This is a genomic window from Gluconobacter cerinus (assembly GCF_002723935.1).
Classification (GTDB): Bacteria; Pseudomonadota; Alphaproteobacteria; order Acetobacterales; family Acetobacteraceae; genus Gluconobacter; species Gluconobacter cerinus.
Genome location: NZ_BEWM01000001.1, coordinates 58,854 through 76,291 on the forward strand (window position 1 = coordinate 58,854; position 17,438 = coordinate 76,291).

Annotated in this window: 14 protein-coding genes; 8 read left to right on the forward strand and 6 right to left on the reverse strand. The window is 54.8% G+C overall.

Annotated elements, in window-relative coordinates:
- Positions 1–277: 277 nt before the first annotated feature.
- The 4 genes from GCE01_RS00275 to GCE01_RS16765 form a co-directional block, all read right to left on the reverse strand.
- Complete coding sequence (locus GCE01_RS00275) at positions 278–2,563, reverse strand: TonB-dependent siderophore receptor (protein WP_099210162.1); 2,286 nt, start codon at positions 2,561–2,563, stop codon at positions 278–280.
- Positions 2,564–2,743: 180 nt separating this feature from the next.
- Positions 2,744–3,682 (reverse strand): glutaminase, encoded by a 939-nt coding sequence (locus GCE01_RS00280; protein WP_046899520.1) that lies wholly within the window; start codon positions 3,680–3,682, stop codon positions 2,744–2,746.
- A gap of 110 nt (positions 3,683–3,792) precedes the next feature.
- Positions 3,793–5,190 carry a siroheme synthase CysG gene (cysG, locus tag GCE01_RS00285; RefSeq protein WP_244591031.1) on the reverse strand — a complete coding sequence of 466 codons (1,398 nt, stop codon included), beginning with the start codon at positions 5,188–5,190 and terminating at the stop codon, positions 3,793–3,795.
- Between the two features lie 148 nt (positions 5,191–5,338).
- Positions 5,339–5,491: a hypothetical protein gene (locus tag GCE01_RS16765; protein ID WP_167386096.1), complete on the reverse strand. Its 153-nt coding sequence runs from the start codon at positions 5,489–5,491 to the stop codon at positions 5,339–5,341.
- Positions 5,492–5,710: 219 nt separating this feature from the next.
- On the opposite strand from GCE01_RS16765, the gene GCE01_RS17325 reads away from it, so the two are divergent.
- The 8 genes from GCE01_RS17325 to spt all read left to right on the forward strand — a co-directional run bounded on the left by GCE01_RS17325 (position 5,711) and on the right by spt (position 15,433).
- Positions 5,711–5,839, forward strand: a complete 129-nt coding sequence (locus tag GCE01_RS17325; RefSeq protein WP_256445572.1) for a hypothetical protein — start codon at positions 5,711–5,713, stop codon at positions 5,837–5,839.
- A 68-nt stretch (positions 5,840–5,907) separates the two neighbouring features.
- Positions 5,908–6,477: an HD domain-containing protein gene (locus tag GCE01_RS00295; protein ID WP_099210168.1), complete on the forward strand. Its 570-nt coding sequence runs from the start codon at positions 5,908–5,910 to the stop codon at positions 6,475–6,477.
- 170 nt (positions 6,478–6,647) lie between these two features.
- A complete protein-coding gene (locus GCE01_RS00300) occupies positions 6,648–9,284 on the forward strand; it encodes a TonB-dependent receptor (RefSeq protein WP_099210170.1) in 2,637 nt (878 codons plus the stop codon).
- Between the two features lie 285 nt (positions 9,285–9,569).
- Entirely contained in the window at positions 9,570–10,937 is a 1,368-nt protein-coding gene (locus GCE01_RS00305) for a lipopolysaccharide biosynthesis protein (protein ID WP_099210172.1), read from the forward strand.
- A complete protein-coding gene (locus GCE01_RS00310; RefSeq protein WP_099210174.1) occupies positions 10,934–12,064 on the forward strand; it encodes a hypothetical protein in 1,131 nt (376 codons plus the stop codon). The genes GCE01_RS00305 and GCE01_RS00310 overlap by 4 nt, the downstream gene beginning before the upstream one ends.
- Positions 12,064–13,875 (forward strand): fatty acyl-AMP ligase, encoded by a 1,812-nt coding sequence (locus GCE01_RS00315; protein WP_174694758.1) that lies wholly within the window; start codon positions 12,064–12,066, stop codon positions 13,873–13,875. Before GCE01_RS00310 ends, GCE01_RS00315 begins: the two co-directional genes overlap by 1 nt.
- 113 nt (positions 13,876–13,988) lie before the next feature.
- Entirely contained in the window at positions 13,989–14,243 is a 255-nt protein-coding gene (locus GCE01_RS00320) for an acyl carrier protein (RefSeq protein WP_046899528.1), read from the forward strand.
- A complete protein-coding gene (gene spt, locus GCE01_RS00325; protein WP_086634113.1) occupies positions 14,240–15,433 on the forward strand; it encodes a serine palmitoyltransferase in 1,194 nt (397 codons plus the stop codon). Before GCE01_RS00320 ends, spt begins: the two co-directional genes overlap by 4 nt.
- An 80-nt stretch (positions 15,434–15,513) precedes the next feature.
- Here the strand turns inward: spt and GCE01_RS00330 are convergent, their stop codons facing one another.
- Together GCE01_RS00330 and GCE01_RS00335 are read right to left on the reverse strand one after the other, a co-directional pair.
- Positions 15,514–16,446: a hypothetical protein gene (locus tag GCE01_RS00330; protein WP_099211070.1), complete on the reverse strand. Its 933-nt coding sequence runs from the start codon at positions 16,444–16,446 to the stop codon at positions 15,514–15,516.
- Complete coding sequence (locus tag GCE01_RS00335; RefSeq protein ID WP_099210178.1) at positions 16,439–17,389, reverse strand: diacylglycerol/lipid kinase family protein; 951 nt, start codon at positions 17,387–17,389, stop codon at positions 16,439–16,441. The genes GCE01_RS00330 and GCE01_RS00335 overlap by 8 nt, the downstream gene beginning before the upstream one ends.
- Positions 17,390–17,438 lie beyond the last annotated feature (49 nt).

The window sequence follows — 17,438 nt, forward strand, 5'->3', positions numbered from 1 at the left end:
ACATCCTCCTTCGCCAAACCGCGGCAGCCAGAGGAACCAGAGACCAGACAATCATGATAAGCGTCAGAAACTCGGAAACTGCGGTACCACTACCTTCGCTTGCGAGCAGCATGAGCAAAGATACACAGAGCAGCGTGCTTCCGGAAATCATACAGAGCCGAAATGCTGGACGCTTCTTACGCAATTGTTGAGCGGGCGAAGCCATATAGAGCATAAGCGCACCACCTGCCCCCAGAATTCCCGCAGTCCATATCGTTATCATAACGCTTTACTCGAATTACCAGCGATATTCCAAACGAGCAGTCAGATTACGACCCTGCCCATAATAGCAGGCAGACACGGCTGTGCAGGTCGCAACAAAACGCTTGTTGGCGATGTTTCGGGCATTAAACGAAAAGGATAATCCTTTGTAGCGCGGATGGGCCGTCGCGAAATCATACCGAAGGAACAGATCGAACAGTGTATAATCCGGAATATGCAGAGTGTTTGCCGTATCCCCGTAGCTTGTGCCTGTATAACGGACACCACCGCCGAGACCGACACCCGCAAAAGTTCCATGCTGGATGCGCTGGTCTACGAAGAGAGACGCCATCCACTTTGGGGCCTGTCCAAGATAATTACCGACCTGAGATGCCGTATTGGAGCGAGTAATCTTCGCTTCACTGCGAGTGCCGGTAAAGATCACCGACATGTCCCACGGCAGGTTTGCCTTGCCTTCAAGTTCCAGCCCGCGAACCCGGCCCTGCCCTGTCTGAACAAGGCATGTTGATGTGCCACAGAGTGTGCCGTTCGGATCATAAGTCGTCATATTGTTCTGGGTAATCTGGTATCCACCAAAAGTGACGTAGATACTTTTCCCGTACTGATACCGAATACCACCTTCATACTGATCGCCAGTTGTCGGCTTAAAAGCCTTCCCTCCCAATGACGTGGATGGATCAGAGACTTGTGGCTGAAACGACTGAGCGTAGCTGAAATAGGGCACGAGACCGTTATCAAACATATAAACGGCACCTGCTCGCCAGGTGAATGCATTGGAATTCGTGATGTAGCGAGATTTCGTGAGAACATTGAGCGTGTTATCGCGCGCCCAGTCCTGACGTCCACCAATCGTGACCCGAAGGCGCTTGAACTTCAACTGATCCTGAAAATAAATTCCGTTCTGGCTGCTGATGGTTGCCGTATAGACCTGCGGGCTAAGATTATCTGAATACCCAGCACTCCCGCGCGCTTTCGGATTAAAGATATTCAGGATCGGCAGAACATAGGAAGACGCCACCAGATCGCGGCTATGCCGCCAGTTCGTATAAAAATAATCAGTGCCAACCAGAAGCAGATGCCGCACGGGCCCTGTACGGACATGCCCTTCAAGTTGCGTATCCGTCGTAACACCCTGAGACTGCCCTCGGCCTTCTACAGCACGCCGATTAACCGTTTCGCCTGCAATACATCCAGCCACTGTCGCCGCACATTTGGCTAGCGTATCGCCAGAAAGCACTGTCGCTCTGTAAAGCGTGTTCAGATACGTGTAGCGAGTATTGTTTCGGACCGTCAGGAAACGGTTAAATTTATGCTCCAAAAATGAGCCTGCCAAAGCCTGGTTTCGGTCAAACGTATCCCAGTTCGGCTCACCAATATTCGCATCATTCGCGATATGGCGACCCCTGGATGCATACAGCGTGCCCGTTGCTGGCAGGAACTGGAATGTGGAGCCCCCCTGATCCCGCTGATACTGCGCAAGTAAAGTCCAGACCGTCTTGGGTGTAATTTTCCAGGTCAGGCTTGGGGAGATGTAGTAGCGGCCAGTCCGTACTTCATTAACCTGAGTGTCACCATATCGAGCGAGGCCGACAATCCGGCCTGTCAAAGCCCCATCATGCGTCAGTCGGCCAGACACATCCCCGGAGGCCTGCCCCTGCCAGTTGGACAGGTTGGTAAATCCGCTGCTCTGTAGAAAGAACTCGCCTTCGCTCTTTTCCGTCGGACGCTTCGTCACAAGATTAACCACGCCCCCTGGCGCCGTCTGACCATAAAGGGCACCGGAAGGCCCCTTCAGAACTTCAATCTGCTGAAGTGCAAACGGATCAAAGGACGTTCTGGTCCACTGTCCGCCTGATGGCAGACGTAATCCATCGACAAAGTTGTTGTTGGATGAAAATCCACCCGCACCAAACCCACGGACAGACACTTCATCCACTCGACTGTCGATGCCGGATGGCTCAGCCTGTACACCCGCAGTATAGGCCAGCGCATCCGCAATTGACGGAGATGCGCGTAGTTCGATTTCTTCGCGGCTGACGATGGAAATGGACTGAGGCGATTCAATAATCGGTGTGCGTGTCTTTGTCGCAGAAGATGCATGGGACATGCCGGTCGCCGTCACAACAATAACTTCCGCTTTAGACTTTGGAGGCTGGGGCTGTCCGGTCTTCTGAAGTTGTTTCTGGCCCCTGGACTGAGATTCATCCGTAACAACAGACGTATCTGCACCTGCAGCGGCGGAAGTCAGCCCTGCCAGCACAAGAGCGGGAAAGACAGTATATTTGACGACAGAAAAAGACATGCTGGCCCACCGAGAGAGGATCGGAACTGGAGCCCTCATATTTGCAATTGATAATTATTGTCAATTAGATGTTACCAAGGGAATTGCATCAAAGAATGCCTAACCCCGGCACGGCCAGCTCCGTCTTAATAAATATTCTTGTTTTTCAATTACATAAAAGGAGAATATGCTATCTATGACTCAGTGACTGGCGCGAAAAACGTTCCATCCCGTATGCTGAACAAGACGCTCAAGGGCACGTGTTCCCAGCAGCGAATTGCCCTGCGCATTCAAACCCGGCGACCATACCGCAACCGACGCGACACCCGGAACAACTGCCAGAATACCACCCCCAACGCCTGACTTTCCTGGCAACCCAACCCTGATCGCAAAAGAGCCGGACCCGTCATAATGTCCACACATCATCATGAGAGCGAGTACGGTCTGGGCATTTCGCGTGGAAATGACGCGCTCGCCCGTTCGGGGATTAATTCCGCCCGTCATCAGATAGGTGCCCATTTCCGCAAGCTGCCTGCAACTCATGGTCAGCGCGCACTGATGAAAATAGAGGTCAAGCGTTTCATCAACGGGATTATGAATATTCCCGAAGGTCCGCATGTAATTGGCTAGAGCCTTGTTGCGAAATCCCGTCTCTTCTTCCTGCCGCGCCACATCCCGATCAATCAGGATGGTATCCGGATCTGAGCTCATGGGCTTCAGGAAGCCCAGAAGCTCATTCTGCGCACCGTCCAAGCCATACTGGGATGTCAGAATATCCGATACGACAATCGCACCCGCATTGATGAACGGGTTTCTCGGAATGCCGTTTTCACTTTCAAGCTGGATAATCGAATTGAAGGCACTGCCCGACGGTTCCTGCCGCACGCGGCTCCAGAGCCCGGCGTCCACCGCATTAAGCGCGAGCGTCAGGCCAAAGACCTTTGAAACGCTCTGAATCGAAAAAGCTTCTTCAGCATCCCCAACAATATGACTGCCACCTTCTGCATCGATAATGGCCATTCCAAACCGGCCGAGATCGACGTTTGCCAATGGCGGAATATAGTTTGCCACCTGCCCCCGATCTGTCTCGGCACGCATTTCCTCTGCGATTTCCGTGATAATAGCGGTCAGTGACGGCATGTGGGGTTATCTCCAGTTCAGGCGGTTGTAAGACCTTTCACAGAGCAGCCTATTGAAAAAAGGCGTTTTTTAAGAACAGGAGCCATGCATCTTACGCGCAGCTCTTTATTCTAGGGTGAAACAACGCGATGACGAACGACCTCACCCACAATCACAAGCGCGGGTGAAGAAACCTGTGCTTCTGCGGCCTGAGCCGCCATTGTTCCGAGTGTTCCCGTCAACACACGTTGCCCGGGCTGGGTTCCCCGTTCCACAATGGCTGCTGGCCAGTCTGACGGCAGGCCATTTTTTACCAGACCCGCCATCAGAGCTGGTAACGTCGAAATTCCCATATAGATAACGACAGTCTGACGGCGATCCGCCATGTCATCCCAAGGCAGATCCAGCACGCCATCCGCCCGTGCGTGCCCTGTCACAAACAGACACGCCTGAGCACAATCCCTGTGTGTCAGGGGAATACCTGCGTAGGACGCACATCCACTGGCGGCGGTAATGCCCGGCACAACACGAAAAGACACTCCCGCGTCCACCAGGGATTCAATTTCCTCGCCACCGCGCCCGAAGATGAACGGATCGCCCCCTTTCAGACGCAGAACACGCTGACCGGCTTTCGCGTGACGGACCATCTCGCTGTTGATTTCGGACTGTGGCATCGCGTGGCGATTACGCTGCTTGCCCACAAAAATCAGCTCCGCGTCACGTCGAACACGTTCGAGCAACACTTTGGGTAACAGATTATCGTAAAGCACCACGTCAGCATTCTGCATGAAGTGGAGGGCCTTCAATGTCAGAAGATCGGGGTCGCCGGGCCCGGCCCCCACAAGCCAGACCTCGCCAGCAGCCCGCTGTGCCGACAGGAGCACATCAAGCACACTGTCAGCCCGAACCTCATCGCCTGCCAGTGCAGCTTCTGCGCCTGCTCCGTCCAGAAAATCTTCCCAGATCCGTTTCCGATCCTGCACTGCAGGATATTGTGCGGACACCCGCGCCCGGCGGGACTGCATATACGCGGCGAGTTGCCCCGTCCCATGCGGCATCCAGCTTTCAATTTGTTCCCGCAGTCGACGCGCCAGAACCGGTGCTCCGCCAGCGGTTGAAATTGCAACACGTACAGCCCCACGCCGAACCTGAGCAGGCGTAATGAAGGTGGACGGCTCCGGATCATCAACAGCACAGACTGGAATATTTAACGTGTCAGCAAGAGCCGCCACTACGCGATTGACGCTCCGATCGTCTGTTGCCGCATAGACCAGACGACACCCCGGCATGACAGTCTGTAAAATATCAGCGTCAACGCGACCGCCTACATGCCGCGCCAATCCCGCATCCACCCACTCCTGAACAACGGCATTCAGGGCTTCCGCAACAATCTCGATCTGCGCACCATGATCGAGCAAAAGCCTGCCTTTGTTGACAGCAACTTCGCCGCCGCCAACCAGCAATACACGTGCGCCCTCCAGACGAAGGGAAATGGGAAACCAGCCTGTCTCAACCCCGGATGCGGGCATCTCTATATCCATGTGCGTTCAGAATAACAGTTCCAGAACGGAACGCCGTTTCTCTTCCCTACACGCCCACCCCGAACAGGCAAAGACAGGATGCCCTCAGAAAAACCCAAACTGCTTTGAGTTCAGGCTTCTCTGTAAACAGTAAAGGTCAGCGGTGCCCGTACCCTCCGCCGCCGCCAACGTAAGGTCCGCCTCGGCCTTCGTGATGATGATGTCCCCGTCCATGATCGTATGGCCCGTAGCACGCCATCAGGGGTGCCATCATGGCAAAACCCAGCACCATCATTGCAAGACGCTTCATGGGAAAATCCTTTTGAAAGACTGAACCGATAAGATTTCTATTCAGGAAATATGGCTGCTTTCCGGCGACAGTTTCCCTGTTGTGACGCGGCAAGCCCTTGAAGACCGACTTGCATTTCTGTCCTGCACGGACGGGGAGTTACCATTTTAACCATTTTCGCATATAATTTCGTACGACTGTAGGACAACCGTTCGCCTGCACTCGCCCCAGGAGCGCGACATGATGGCTGAATTTATCGTCAAGGCGATCAAATCGATCCAGAACGGTATGGGTTTTCCAATCCTTCTTGGAATTCTGGTTTTGCTCGTGATCGCCGGATATCTGGTGCTTTACGCACTGGTGATGTGACAGGACGCCATCTCTCAGGATCAGGCCTGACTTTGGCCTCAAATTTCCAATCGTCAGGACCTATTTTGATGATCACACACGAGATCAAGAAGCGTCTCGATTTTCTCCGCGAAGCCTCCAAGCTCAAAGATGTGCTCCGCCGCGCTTTTACTCTAGGTGGTCAAGCTGAAAGCACCGCCGAACACACCTGGGGTCTATGCCTTCTTGTCATGACCTTCGCTGACCAGCTTGAAGGCATCGACCTGCTGCGCCTCCTTAAGATCTGTATTCTCCATGACTTGGGCGAAGCCATCCATGGCGATATTCCAGCCATTTCCGTTGAAGCTTCCAGCAACAAGTCCCAGCAGGAGCGTGAAGATCTCCTGACTGTGATGGCCCCTCTTCCCGAGCATTTGAAAGAAGAGTTTCTTGAGCTTTGGGATGAGTACGAAAATGCCTCCAGCCCTGAGGCCAGGATGGCAAAGGCTTTCGACAAACTCGAAACCATTTCCCAGCATAATACTGGCATCAACCCGCCAGACTTCGACCATGAATTCAATCTGACTTATGGCCGCCGCTATACCGACCATTCAGCATTAACCCGTGCGATCCGCGACGTCATTGACAGTGAAACCATGCGAAACGCTGAGAAAGTCTGAACTCAAGCTGAGTGTTTCGGAGAATTTTGTTTCTCGACAAAAAGAAACAGTTTCCCCAAAAATACCCCAGTATGGTTTCTGCGTCAGGGAATGACCTGACAATCCTTCGCTGCTCCAGACACAAACGGGGCTCATAAACTTGCAATTCCGGGAGATCGGCAGGCCTCAGCATGACCAGCCACCATTCTGGCACTCCAGCCGCTACCCGCTCCCGATTAAATCTCAGAAAACTGACGTGTTGCGGTTTCAGCGCCGCCCTCTCCTGCGGCTCAGCCTGGGCACAAAGTACCAATACGACGGGCACAACCCCATCCAACGTATCCGGCAGCACGACATCCACAACGGAGCATATCGTTGTTACCGGCCATAAACCGGAAGGAGCCGTCATTGGTGCGCCAAAACCACTCATGCACATCAGCGCAGATGAGATTAAATCCTATGGCGTTGATACCGTAACGGATCTGTTGAGCACCATTTCGCCTGAGACACGCTCTGGACGGGGAGCAACAGGAAATGCTCCCGTTGTTCTCCTAAACGGCAAACGAATTTCCGGCCTTCAGGAGGTTAATGACCTTCCCTTTGAAGCAATTGCACGGGTAGAAATTTTCACGGAAGAAGAAGCTCTCCGTTATGGCTATGCGGCAGATCAGCGCGTCGTCAACATCATCACCGTTAAGCACTTCCGGTCCGTTCGTGCGCGCGTATATGGCGAAACATCCACGGATGGGGGTGGAGAAAATGGCGCTCTTTCCCTCAGCTTCACGCGCTTGCAAGACGAACGGCGCATCAACCTCAGCGCTCGTTATACGGCCAGTTCATGGCTGAGAGACAGCCAGCGCAACGTGGCTCCCCCGGCGGCAAACTCACTCTATGCCACACAGGGCAACCTCAGTACGTCAGATGGTACCAGCCTGGACCCGGCCCTTGATGCTCTGTCCGGACAGACAGTCACTACGGCAGGGAGCCCATCCTTGCCTTTCGGGCAGGCCGCAACGCTGGACGACATTCTCCCCTACGCGAACAATCCCAATACCAGCACGAATGCCTCAGCGTATACGCTTCAGCCGCGCAAGCACGAATTGAACCTGAACGGGGTTTACGCTGATCGTATCACTGAAAATATCAGCTCGTCTCTCAATGTGAGTTTTGATCATCAGGATCAAATCAGTCTGCAGGGGCTACCGCATGGGGTACTCACGCTGCCTGGCGGAAGTTTCTATTCACCATTTACCCAGGCTGTTCAGCTTTTCCGCAGCTTTGGAAACATCGGCCCGCTTCAACAGACCGCACACACCGAAACAGGGCACGCCGGCCTTAATTTTAATGGCGATCTCGGGGACTGGAAGTGGAATGCCAAGGGCAGCTACGATTACACTCAAACAGTCACGAACAGCCAGACTGGGCTGTCGCTCACAACGGCCCAGGCAGCCCTGAATTCCAACGACCTTTCTTTCGCCCCATGGACAACAGTGTCTCCAGCCTGGTTAGGCACGCGCCTCGTCAATCACGGTCGCACCACAAGTAATCAGGGTCAGATCAGCGGACTGCTCTCCGGTTCGGTTTTCACACTTCCTGCTGGAGATGCCTCCACCAGCATTGCAGCCACGGGAACACTCAGCCAGCAAAACGCTGTATCCACCGTCAATACCGTGACATCTCGTGCGGCCATCAGCCGAGATATTGGTACAATTCGGATCAACGGCGACCTTCCGATCGCAAGCCGAAAGAACCACTTTCTGTCTTTTCTTGAAAAGCTGGATGCCAATGTGAACGGTGCGGTCAGCGAGGTGTCCCACTTCGGAACATTGGGAACAGTCGGTGGGGGCGTCACATGGGCGCCTCTCACATGGATCCAACTGCCGCTCTCCATCACTGAACAGACAGAAGCACCCGCAGCCTCCTCCCTTGTGGCGCCCACAATCGAAACTCCGAACGTCACAACATATGACTATGTGCGTGGAGAGTCCGTTCAGGTCACGACTGTATCTGGCGGCAACCGGAACCTGCGGTCAGCCGATCGACATGAAATCAGTCTTGGTGCCATCCTGTCCCCTCCGTTTCTGGACGGATCACGACTGCACATCAATTACGTGCATGACAACACACACAATCCGGTTCTGTCTCTACCCACTGCCACCGCAGCCATTCAGGATGCTTTCCCGGATAACTACCAACGAGATGCTGACGGCGTTCTGGAACGTGTGGATTTAAGGCCAGTCAACGCCGACTATGAGAAGCGGACAGAATGGAACACCACTTTCTCGCTGTCACGTCCCTTCGGAAATGAGCCTGACAAAGCGCACCATAAAGGACGGCCAGGCAATACCACGCAGGGTCGGTATTACGTTGTCCTGACCCAGGTCTGGCGGTTGAACGATACCGTAAGATTACGATCCGGCCTCCCAGCGATAGACCTCCTAAACGGCGGAACGATAGGTGGTCTTGGCGGCAAACCCCGTCATGAAGTGGAACTTCAGGCAGGAGCTTATCGAAACGGTATTGGCATCAGGCTGGACGGTAAGTGGCAGTCAGGCACATCAACTCTGGGCAGCACGTCCGCAGGCAGCCTGTATTTCAGTAGCCTCGCAACCCTGGATTTTTCGGTTTTCGTCACTTTGGGAGACGTCCCCCGCTGGAAACACAGCGAGTGGGCTCAGAATTTTAGAATCATGTTGTCGCTAGATAATGTCTCGAACAACCGCATTCACGTTCATAACGGAACCGGCGCCACACCGGCTGGATACCAGCCTGCCTTCATGGATCCCATGGGGCGGACTATCGGGTTGTCCCTTCGAAAATCGCTCTAAAATCGCTCCTCACCCCTTCTTGGCACTGCCGTCCCAAAGATGTGCGCGAAAGTTGGATTACACACTGACACAGAACGCGAGCTTGCCTTCAAACAGTTGAGATCCTTGCAATTCTGCAAAGTTTTCACGTGCAGGTCTCGTCCCAGAACGGCTCATGTTCATCCCTCCGTGGAGGTGAATGCAACGTTTGGTCATAAAATGTGAGTTTAGATTTTCTCTTGAGACCCTATGTGTGAAGCAGATTTGTGACAACGATTTGACAACCATGAAAGTTTCCTGCGCCTGATGTCGGCCGAAGAACCGCCTTTACAACTCCCGAAAGTGGCCGGTGTCCGACGCGTCATGAGCAATGTTGGTGTGTTGCTTGGAGGACGTGTCGTGAATGCGCCCCTGAGCCTCCTCCATATCTGGATGGCGACACATTTCCTTGGAAGTTATGGCTTTGGTCTCATCGCCATGATGTACGCCTTCGCGCGTACCATGGGCGATCTGGTCGATTTCCAGTCCTGGCAGACAGTGCTGAAATATGGCCTTCGCCCGCTGACGGACGGAGACCGGAAAGGGTTCCAGCGCGTCATAGCGTTCAGTTTTCTGCTGGATGGTCTTGGAGGGTTTCTTGGGTTTTCTGGCGGCCTGTTCATCAGTATCTTTGCTATGAAAATGCTGGGCTGGCCGCCAGAAATTCACCAGACAGGAACAATATTCTGCCTGTCGATCCTGTTCATGGCATCCGCCACCCCCACAGGTCTTCTGCGCATCTTCAACAGATATGATCTGATTTCCATTCAGGGCGTCGTCGCCACTTTCGTTCGCGTCGTGGGTACTTTTTTCCTCACCCTAAAAGGCGCGTCCGTACCAGCATTGGCGTTCGTGTGGATGTTCGCCGAATTTGCAGCCTGGGCAACACTCGGGTTTATGGCCGTCCGGGAGTTGATCCGCCGAGATCTGATGCGTGGCCTTACAAAAGAACTACGCGATCTGATCCCTGACCTGCTGAATGGGCATTTCTTTCGAACCCATCTCGGTATCAGGCGCTTTGCGCTCTCCACAAACCTCAATTCTGCCCTAGCTCTGACTTTCGGGCATATTGGAACGCTTGTAGTGGGAGCGTTCGTTGGCCCCGCAGGTGCCGGGTATTATCGGGTAGCCAGCCAGATTGCCGCAGGGATCGCCAAGCCAGCCGCCCTGATTCAAACAACTGTATACCCGGAAATGGCACGCCTTTGGCGTGATCGCGCGACAACAAAGCTTTACCGCCTGACCATTCAGGTGGCTCTTGCCGCCGGTGGGATCGGGACAGTTCTGCTTGCCTTGACCCTTCTGGCAGGCCGCCCCCTTTTGCAGCTTTATATCGGCCCAACAGGTGCAACGCAGACGATGCCAGTCACACTCTGGCTTCTTGCAGCGGAAGTTGTTGCTGTCTGGGGCCTTCCGCTCGAACCCCTCCTGTTCACAACAGACCGCTCGGGCGCTGCGACATCTGCGCGTTTCCTGGACTTTCTTGTATTTTTTCCGGGGCTTGTTCTCGTTGTCCGCAGATACGGTCTCGATGGCGTTGGCCCCATTACACTCTGCGGGGTCATGCTCCTGATCGGACTTCAGCTTCTTCTGGTTCTTCGTCAGCCCTCTCTGCGCACGATTTCCCAGCCATGAAAGTCGTCTTTCCCTTAATCGCCCAGCGACACCAGACGCTACACGCTCTACCAATCGCACTGGAAATGTCAGCCCGACATCCAGAAGTCGCGGTCCATATTGCGTGCCTGACAGCAAGTCATCTCGAACTCGCGCGTTCGTTGGCTACGCTTTATCCGGAGTCTCGCGTTCAGTTTGACCTGCTTCCGATTTCAGATGCACTTCGGCATCGGATTGAAGCACAGGGGCTACGAGTCCTTGACCGCCTCATGGGGCTGTTTTTCTCCCGGAAGTATTTCAAGGGCTTCGATGCCATCATCGTTCCTGAAGCAACCTCTCTTCAGCTTCGACACATGGGCGTTCGTACCCCCCGTATGATCTGGACGGGTCATGGGGCCGGAGATCGTGCCATCGGCTTTGCCAAGCATCTCAGAAAATTTGATTATCTTCTGGTTCCCGGCCGTAAAGTCGAAGAGCGGATGCTGGAAAAAGGCATCATCCGTCCTGGCTTCTATCACCGTGGCACATATGCAAAGTTTGATCTGGTTCGCCGGATGCATGCACGTCGACCACCGCTTTTTAATAACGGTCGCCCGACAATCCTGTATAATCCGCATTTCGTGCAGCGTTTCTCGTCATGGCGCATGATGGGCAAGAAGCTGCTTGATTTTTTTGCAGCACAGGATCAGTACAATCTGATCTTTGCTCCTCATTTCCGGCTGTTTGATAACCATCGCCCGGAAGGAGAAGCCCTCAGACGAGAATATGCGGGTCTGTCCCATATGCTAATCGACCCAGGGAGCGAACGAAGTATCGACATGACCTATACCATGGGCGCAGATCTCTATCTCGGGGATGTCAGCAGTCAGGTGGCAGAATTCATGATACGACCACGCCCATGCCTGTTTCTCAACGCTCACGAAGCAGCCTGGCAGGATAACCCCAATTATCAGTCTTGGACGCTTGGCCCGGTGACGGATAATATTGCCAATCCTGGACAGGAAATCATGAAGGCGTTCGACACACACTCACGTTTTCTTGAGACCCAGCGCCAATATGTACTAGAGACTTTCGAAACTTTGGGCGAACAGCCCACGGCACCCGCCGCAGCGGACGCCATAGTTAACTTTCTACACAAGGCCGCCTGATGTCCGGCGATCCTAATGGAGCTAGTCTAGGTTTGACCGAGGACACCCAGAACCCAACTCTTCTCTCCGCTCCGACGCCGAGCCGCTCTGGCCTGACCAGACGGTACGGGGACTTCACGAGCTTTGCCGCAGCCCTGGACTATGCAGCCCAGGGCGAGAGTGGATTCAATATCTACTCTGGCCGCGGGCAACTGCTGGAAGCCTTGCCGTATCGAACGCTCCGCGAACAGGCAATTTCCATGGCCCAGCGTCTGCTTGGCCTTGGACTGGCAGCAGGAGACCGGGTGGCCATCGTCGCAGAAAGCGATGGTGACTTTGCCCGTATCTTCTTCGGTTGCCAGTATGCAGGGCTCGTTCCAGCTCCGCTGCCGCTTCCTGTCGCTTTTGGCGGACGTGAAGGATATGTTTCCACCCTCCGTGGCATGATTCAGAGCGCTGCAGCACGTGCTGTTGTGGTTCCGGACGTAATCGGAAGCTGGACATCGGAGATCGTTGAGGGTCTGGATCTGGTTTTTGGCGGCTCCCCCGCTGACCTCTACCGTCATGCTGAAGCCAATGTAGAGCTTCCGGAAATCAAATCCGAAAATCTGTCCTACCTCCAGTTTTCATCTGGCAGCACGCGTTTCCCAATGGGCGTTTCTGTCACTCAGGCCGCCGGAATGGCCAACGCACGCGCGATTGCCCGTGACGGTCTCAAGGTTTATGCCGCAGAAGATCCACGCGATGATCGCTGCGTGTCCTGGCTACCACTCTACCATGATATGGGCCTGGTCGGGTTTTTCCTGACTCCCCTGACATGCCAGTTGACGGTTGATCTGCTGCCGACCCGCGAATTCGCACGTCGCCCCCATGTGTGGCTGGACCTGATTTCGCGCAATCGCGGCACAATCGCCTACAGCCCCTCTTTTGGCTACGAGCTATGTTCGCGTCGCAGTGGCCAGGCGGATCTGGACCTCTCCTGCTGGCGCATTGCGGGGATCGGCGGCGACATGATCCGCCACCATATCCTCGAAGGCTTTGCCGAGCGTTTTGAATCCAATGGATTTGATGCCCGCGCGTTCGTTGCCAGCTACGGTATGGCCGAAGCAACCCTGGCCATCAGCTTTGCCCCGCTCAACACCGGCATTCAGACCGACACGATCGATCTGCGCACGCTGGAAAAAGACGGCCTCGCACAGCCTTCCAATGATCCCTCTCACGCGCTCCGCACTTTTGTGCTTTGCGGTGAAGCCCTTCCTGAGCACGAGATTGAAGTCCGTGACCCGCTCGGTAACATTCAGCCTGAGCGCCATGTTGGCTGTGTTTTCGTCCGTGGACCAAGCCTCATGTGTGGCTATTTCCGCCGTCCGGAAGAGACGGAAGCCGTTCTCGATGCTGATGGCTGGCTGAACACTGGCGATCTTGGCTACCACCTGAACGGCCAGATTGTCGTAACGGGCCGCGCCAAGGACCTTATCATCATCAACGGCCGGAATATCTGGCCGCAGGATCTGGAATGGTCTGCCGAGAGCGAGATCAGCACACTGCGGTCCCGCGATGTCGCAGTCTTCTCACTGGAAACGGAAACAGGCGAGAATATCGTCGCACTTGTTCAGTGCCGTGCAACCGAAGAAGAAAGCCGCAACACGCTCCGTGATGAAGTCACGAGCCTGTTCCGCCGTCAGCATGGTGTGGACGTGCAGGTTATTCTGGTTCCGCCCCGCACCCTTCCACAGACGTCTTCCGGCAAGCTGACGCGTGCCCGCGCCAAGACAATGCTTCTGTCAGGTCAGTTCGATCTGCAGACCGAGCCAACCAACTCCGCAGCCTGACGGACACACCTGACCGCTTTTCCTCTCCCTGCTCAGGGAGGGGGTGGCGAACAGACGTGCTTTGACGCATAAAGCGCTCACAAACTGCATAGTAAGACCGAGAGTTCAATTCCATGACTGACAGCGTCGCCGGCATCTCCGGAATGATCATAGAAAAGCTGCTTGCCAACCCGAAAGTGCCACGGGACATCAATGGCAACAGCAAGATCGTCGAAGATCTGGCTTTTGACAGCCTCGCCGTCATGAACTTCGTCATGGAAATTGAAGATGAGCTGGACGTGTCTGTCCCGCTCGACAAGCTGGCAGATATCCGCACCATCAACGATCTGGCTGCCTGCCTTCATACACTGAAGGCAAGCCACGCGTGATTGATATCTTTGCAAAACACGCCGCCCTCCGGGCAGCCTATGACGGATTGACGGCAGTTTCGCCACGCAACCCGTTCGAGGTCGTGATTGAACGCCCGCTCTCAGCCACGGTCGGTCTGATTGAGGGGCGTGAGACGCTTCTGTTCGGAACCAACAATTATCTGGGCCTCAGCCAGTCAGGGCACGCAGCGGAAGCCGCGATTGAGACAGCCCGCACAATGGGCGTCGGCACAACGGGCTCCCGGATTGCCAATGGCACCTTCGGCCTGCATCGCAAGCTGGAAGAGCGCCTCGCTTCTTTCTTCGGCCGCAAGCACTGCATGGTGTTCTCTACGGGATATCAGGCCAACCTCGGCACAATTTCTGCGCTGGTTAACAAGGACGATGTGCTGCTTCTGGATGCAGACAGCCATGCCAGCATTTATGACGGTGCAAAACTGTCTGGTGCGCAGGTCATCCGCTTCCGCCACAATGACCCGGTCGATCTTGAGAAGCGCCTTGCACGCCTGAGCGATCATCCTGGCGCCAAGCTGATCATCGCGGAAGGCATCTATTCCATGACGGGGAACGTTGCCCCGCTGGACAAGTTTGTCGAAATCAAGAAGCGCCACGGCGCCTACCTGATGGCTGATGAAGCACATTCCTTTGGCGTGCTAGGTGAAAACGGTCGTGGGGTTGCAGAACTCCAGGGCTGTGAAGACGGCATCGACTTCGTAGTCGGAACCTTCTCAAAGTCGCTCGGAACAGTGGGCGGATATTGCGTCACGGATCATGATGGCGTTGATCTGATGCGCCTCTGCTCTCGCCCGTATATGTTCACAGCCTCCCTCCCCCCGGAGATCATCGCGGCAACGCTGGCTGCTCTTGATGATATGGTTGCACATCCAGAACTTCGCACCCGCCTCCAGGACAATGCTGCACGTCTTCATGCCGGATTGAAGGCCGCAGGCCTACAGACCGGCGAACATGTTTCGCCGGTGGTTGCTGTGACGCTTGAAACGGTGCCTCAGGCTGTCGGGTTCTGGAATGCCCTTCTTGAAAACGGCGTTTACGTTAATCTGTCTCTCCCGCCCGCAACACCTGACAACCGTCCGCTGTTGCGCTGCTCGGTTATGGCTGCTCACAGCCCTGAAGAAATTGATCAGGCAACAGCCGTCTTCAAGCAGGTTGCCGAGCATTTCCGAGACTGAGTACGGCGTCGTTTAAAGCGCAAAAAGGGGACTGTTCCAGACAGTCCCCTTTTTTATGGGCTTTATCCTGAGAAATAACGTCAGGCGGCTTTGCGCAAACGTTTCATACGTAAAAGCAACGCAGGCAAAGTGAGCAAGGGATGTCGCCGCTCAAACTCAGAGAGGGCCAGATCAAGCCCTGTATGACGCTTGATTTTCCACGCCAGATAAGACGCACCGTTTTCAAAAGTAAACGCCGCTTTCACGAGCCGCGCTACGTTTCGAGGCTTGCCTGACGTCCCAACAAGCGCCCAGCGCCGTGCTGCCCGTTTGCGCAAAGTCGGCGACACGGTCGGCTCAAGCATTTCGCCCACTGCAGAATAACCAAGATGCGCTCGCGCCCATCCCAGGGTCAGCATGCTACTGAACCGCGCCTCTTGGCCAGCAAGCAAACTATTGCCGCGCCCCTTCTTCTCAACACGCAATTCTGAAGCATAAGTGTGGGCAAAAAGGGTCCGCCAGTATTCAAGCGCCGTCATGTGCGGCGCACCCAGGAGGGCAGCCCAGCAGGACGCAGTCGTCACACACCGCGCCAGCAAGTCCAGCAACATATCCGCTGCATGCTCGTCTCGAACCCACACGAGACGTACAGGCTGACAAAACCGTGCCCATAGTGTCGTATCGAGCGCGCCAAGTGACGTACGGTCTTCGAACTGCTCCCGCGACAATACCGCAATCTTTGCGCGCAACGTGCGATGACCGTCTTTGAATTCGGCGTAACGGACATTTGGAGGAAGAAGCAGGTTGCCGGTACGAGCAACCATACTGCCCGTAAAATCCTTTGAGCTTTCCGTCACGATATAAAAATCGAGAATACCGTCCGGGTCTGCTGCGCGGAGCACCGAACCATAAAACAGAACACCCAGAGGCGGACGTGGGAAAGCACGAGCCAGAGCATCGGCGAAAGCTACAGCGCTCTCATCAACCGGCGTTGTCAGCTCTTCAATGAGAATTTTTTCAAGTGCATCAGGCATGGAGGAAACGGAAGGCTGGCCCACGTTCAAGTCGAATACGCCCGCTCTCTGAGGGTGTAAAAACCTCTCCGTCCAGGACAAAGTCACTTCTTGTTTCAAGCATCATGTCGTCTGTTCGGCCACTCACATAGTCAGGATGACGCCGCAGCCACCGGGGCGCACGTCCACACAGAAGCGCAGCCGTCGCACGGGCAAGGTTTTCCGGGTAGGCGCTGACATCAAGATATCGCAGACCTTCCACATTCGGTTCCGCATCCCAGAACGGCCAGATTCCATGAGAAAGCCGGGATAGTCCCGTTGAAAGAAACATGAAGCTGTTCCCGTCATAAGCGTGGCCAGATGTTTCAACCCGTAGAGGCTCCCCCTCCAACCAGCTCTTGCGACTTTTACGGAAAAGGAGACTGACAACGGTGCTGAAGAGCGTAAAGCCTACAGCCAGATCATGGGGGGCAAACCTGACGACTGCTGGGGAATGCGCCGTACGAACAGCGCGCGCATAGCCCGTACACCCTCCAAACAATCCGAGCACTGGCTTGCGGTCTGTGTCTGGCCAAGAAAGACAAATGGGTGTGCGTGTGCTCGATCGCATTGCAGCCCCTTGTTGCAAGCGATTGATAGCCTCCATCTCCCTCAGCCCGAACCCGATATCCCCAGCAATGAGATTGGTGTTCCCTGATGCGATTACGGCGATATCGGGAAGGCGATCTGCTGGATATGCACGCGCAATGGCTGTCAGCGCAGCGCTGATTGTTCCGTCCCCACCATCAATGGCAATGGTTCGGACTCCCTGCCTGCAAAGGTAATGAACATGTTCGGTCATCCCTTCACGACTGTCTGATGGAACGAAATTCTCTCCGAGAAGCGCCTTGGCCTCCGTAGCGAATACGGAACCGCCGCGCCGGTTCTTACGGCTGCGAGCATTATGAATAAGGGCAAATCGCACTATAGGGGGAATTCTTCGTTTTTGTTCGGAGCTATGCGGGCGGGTCTAG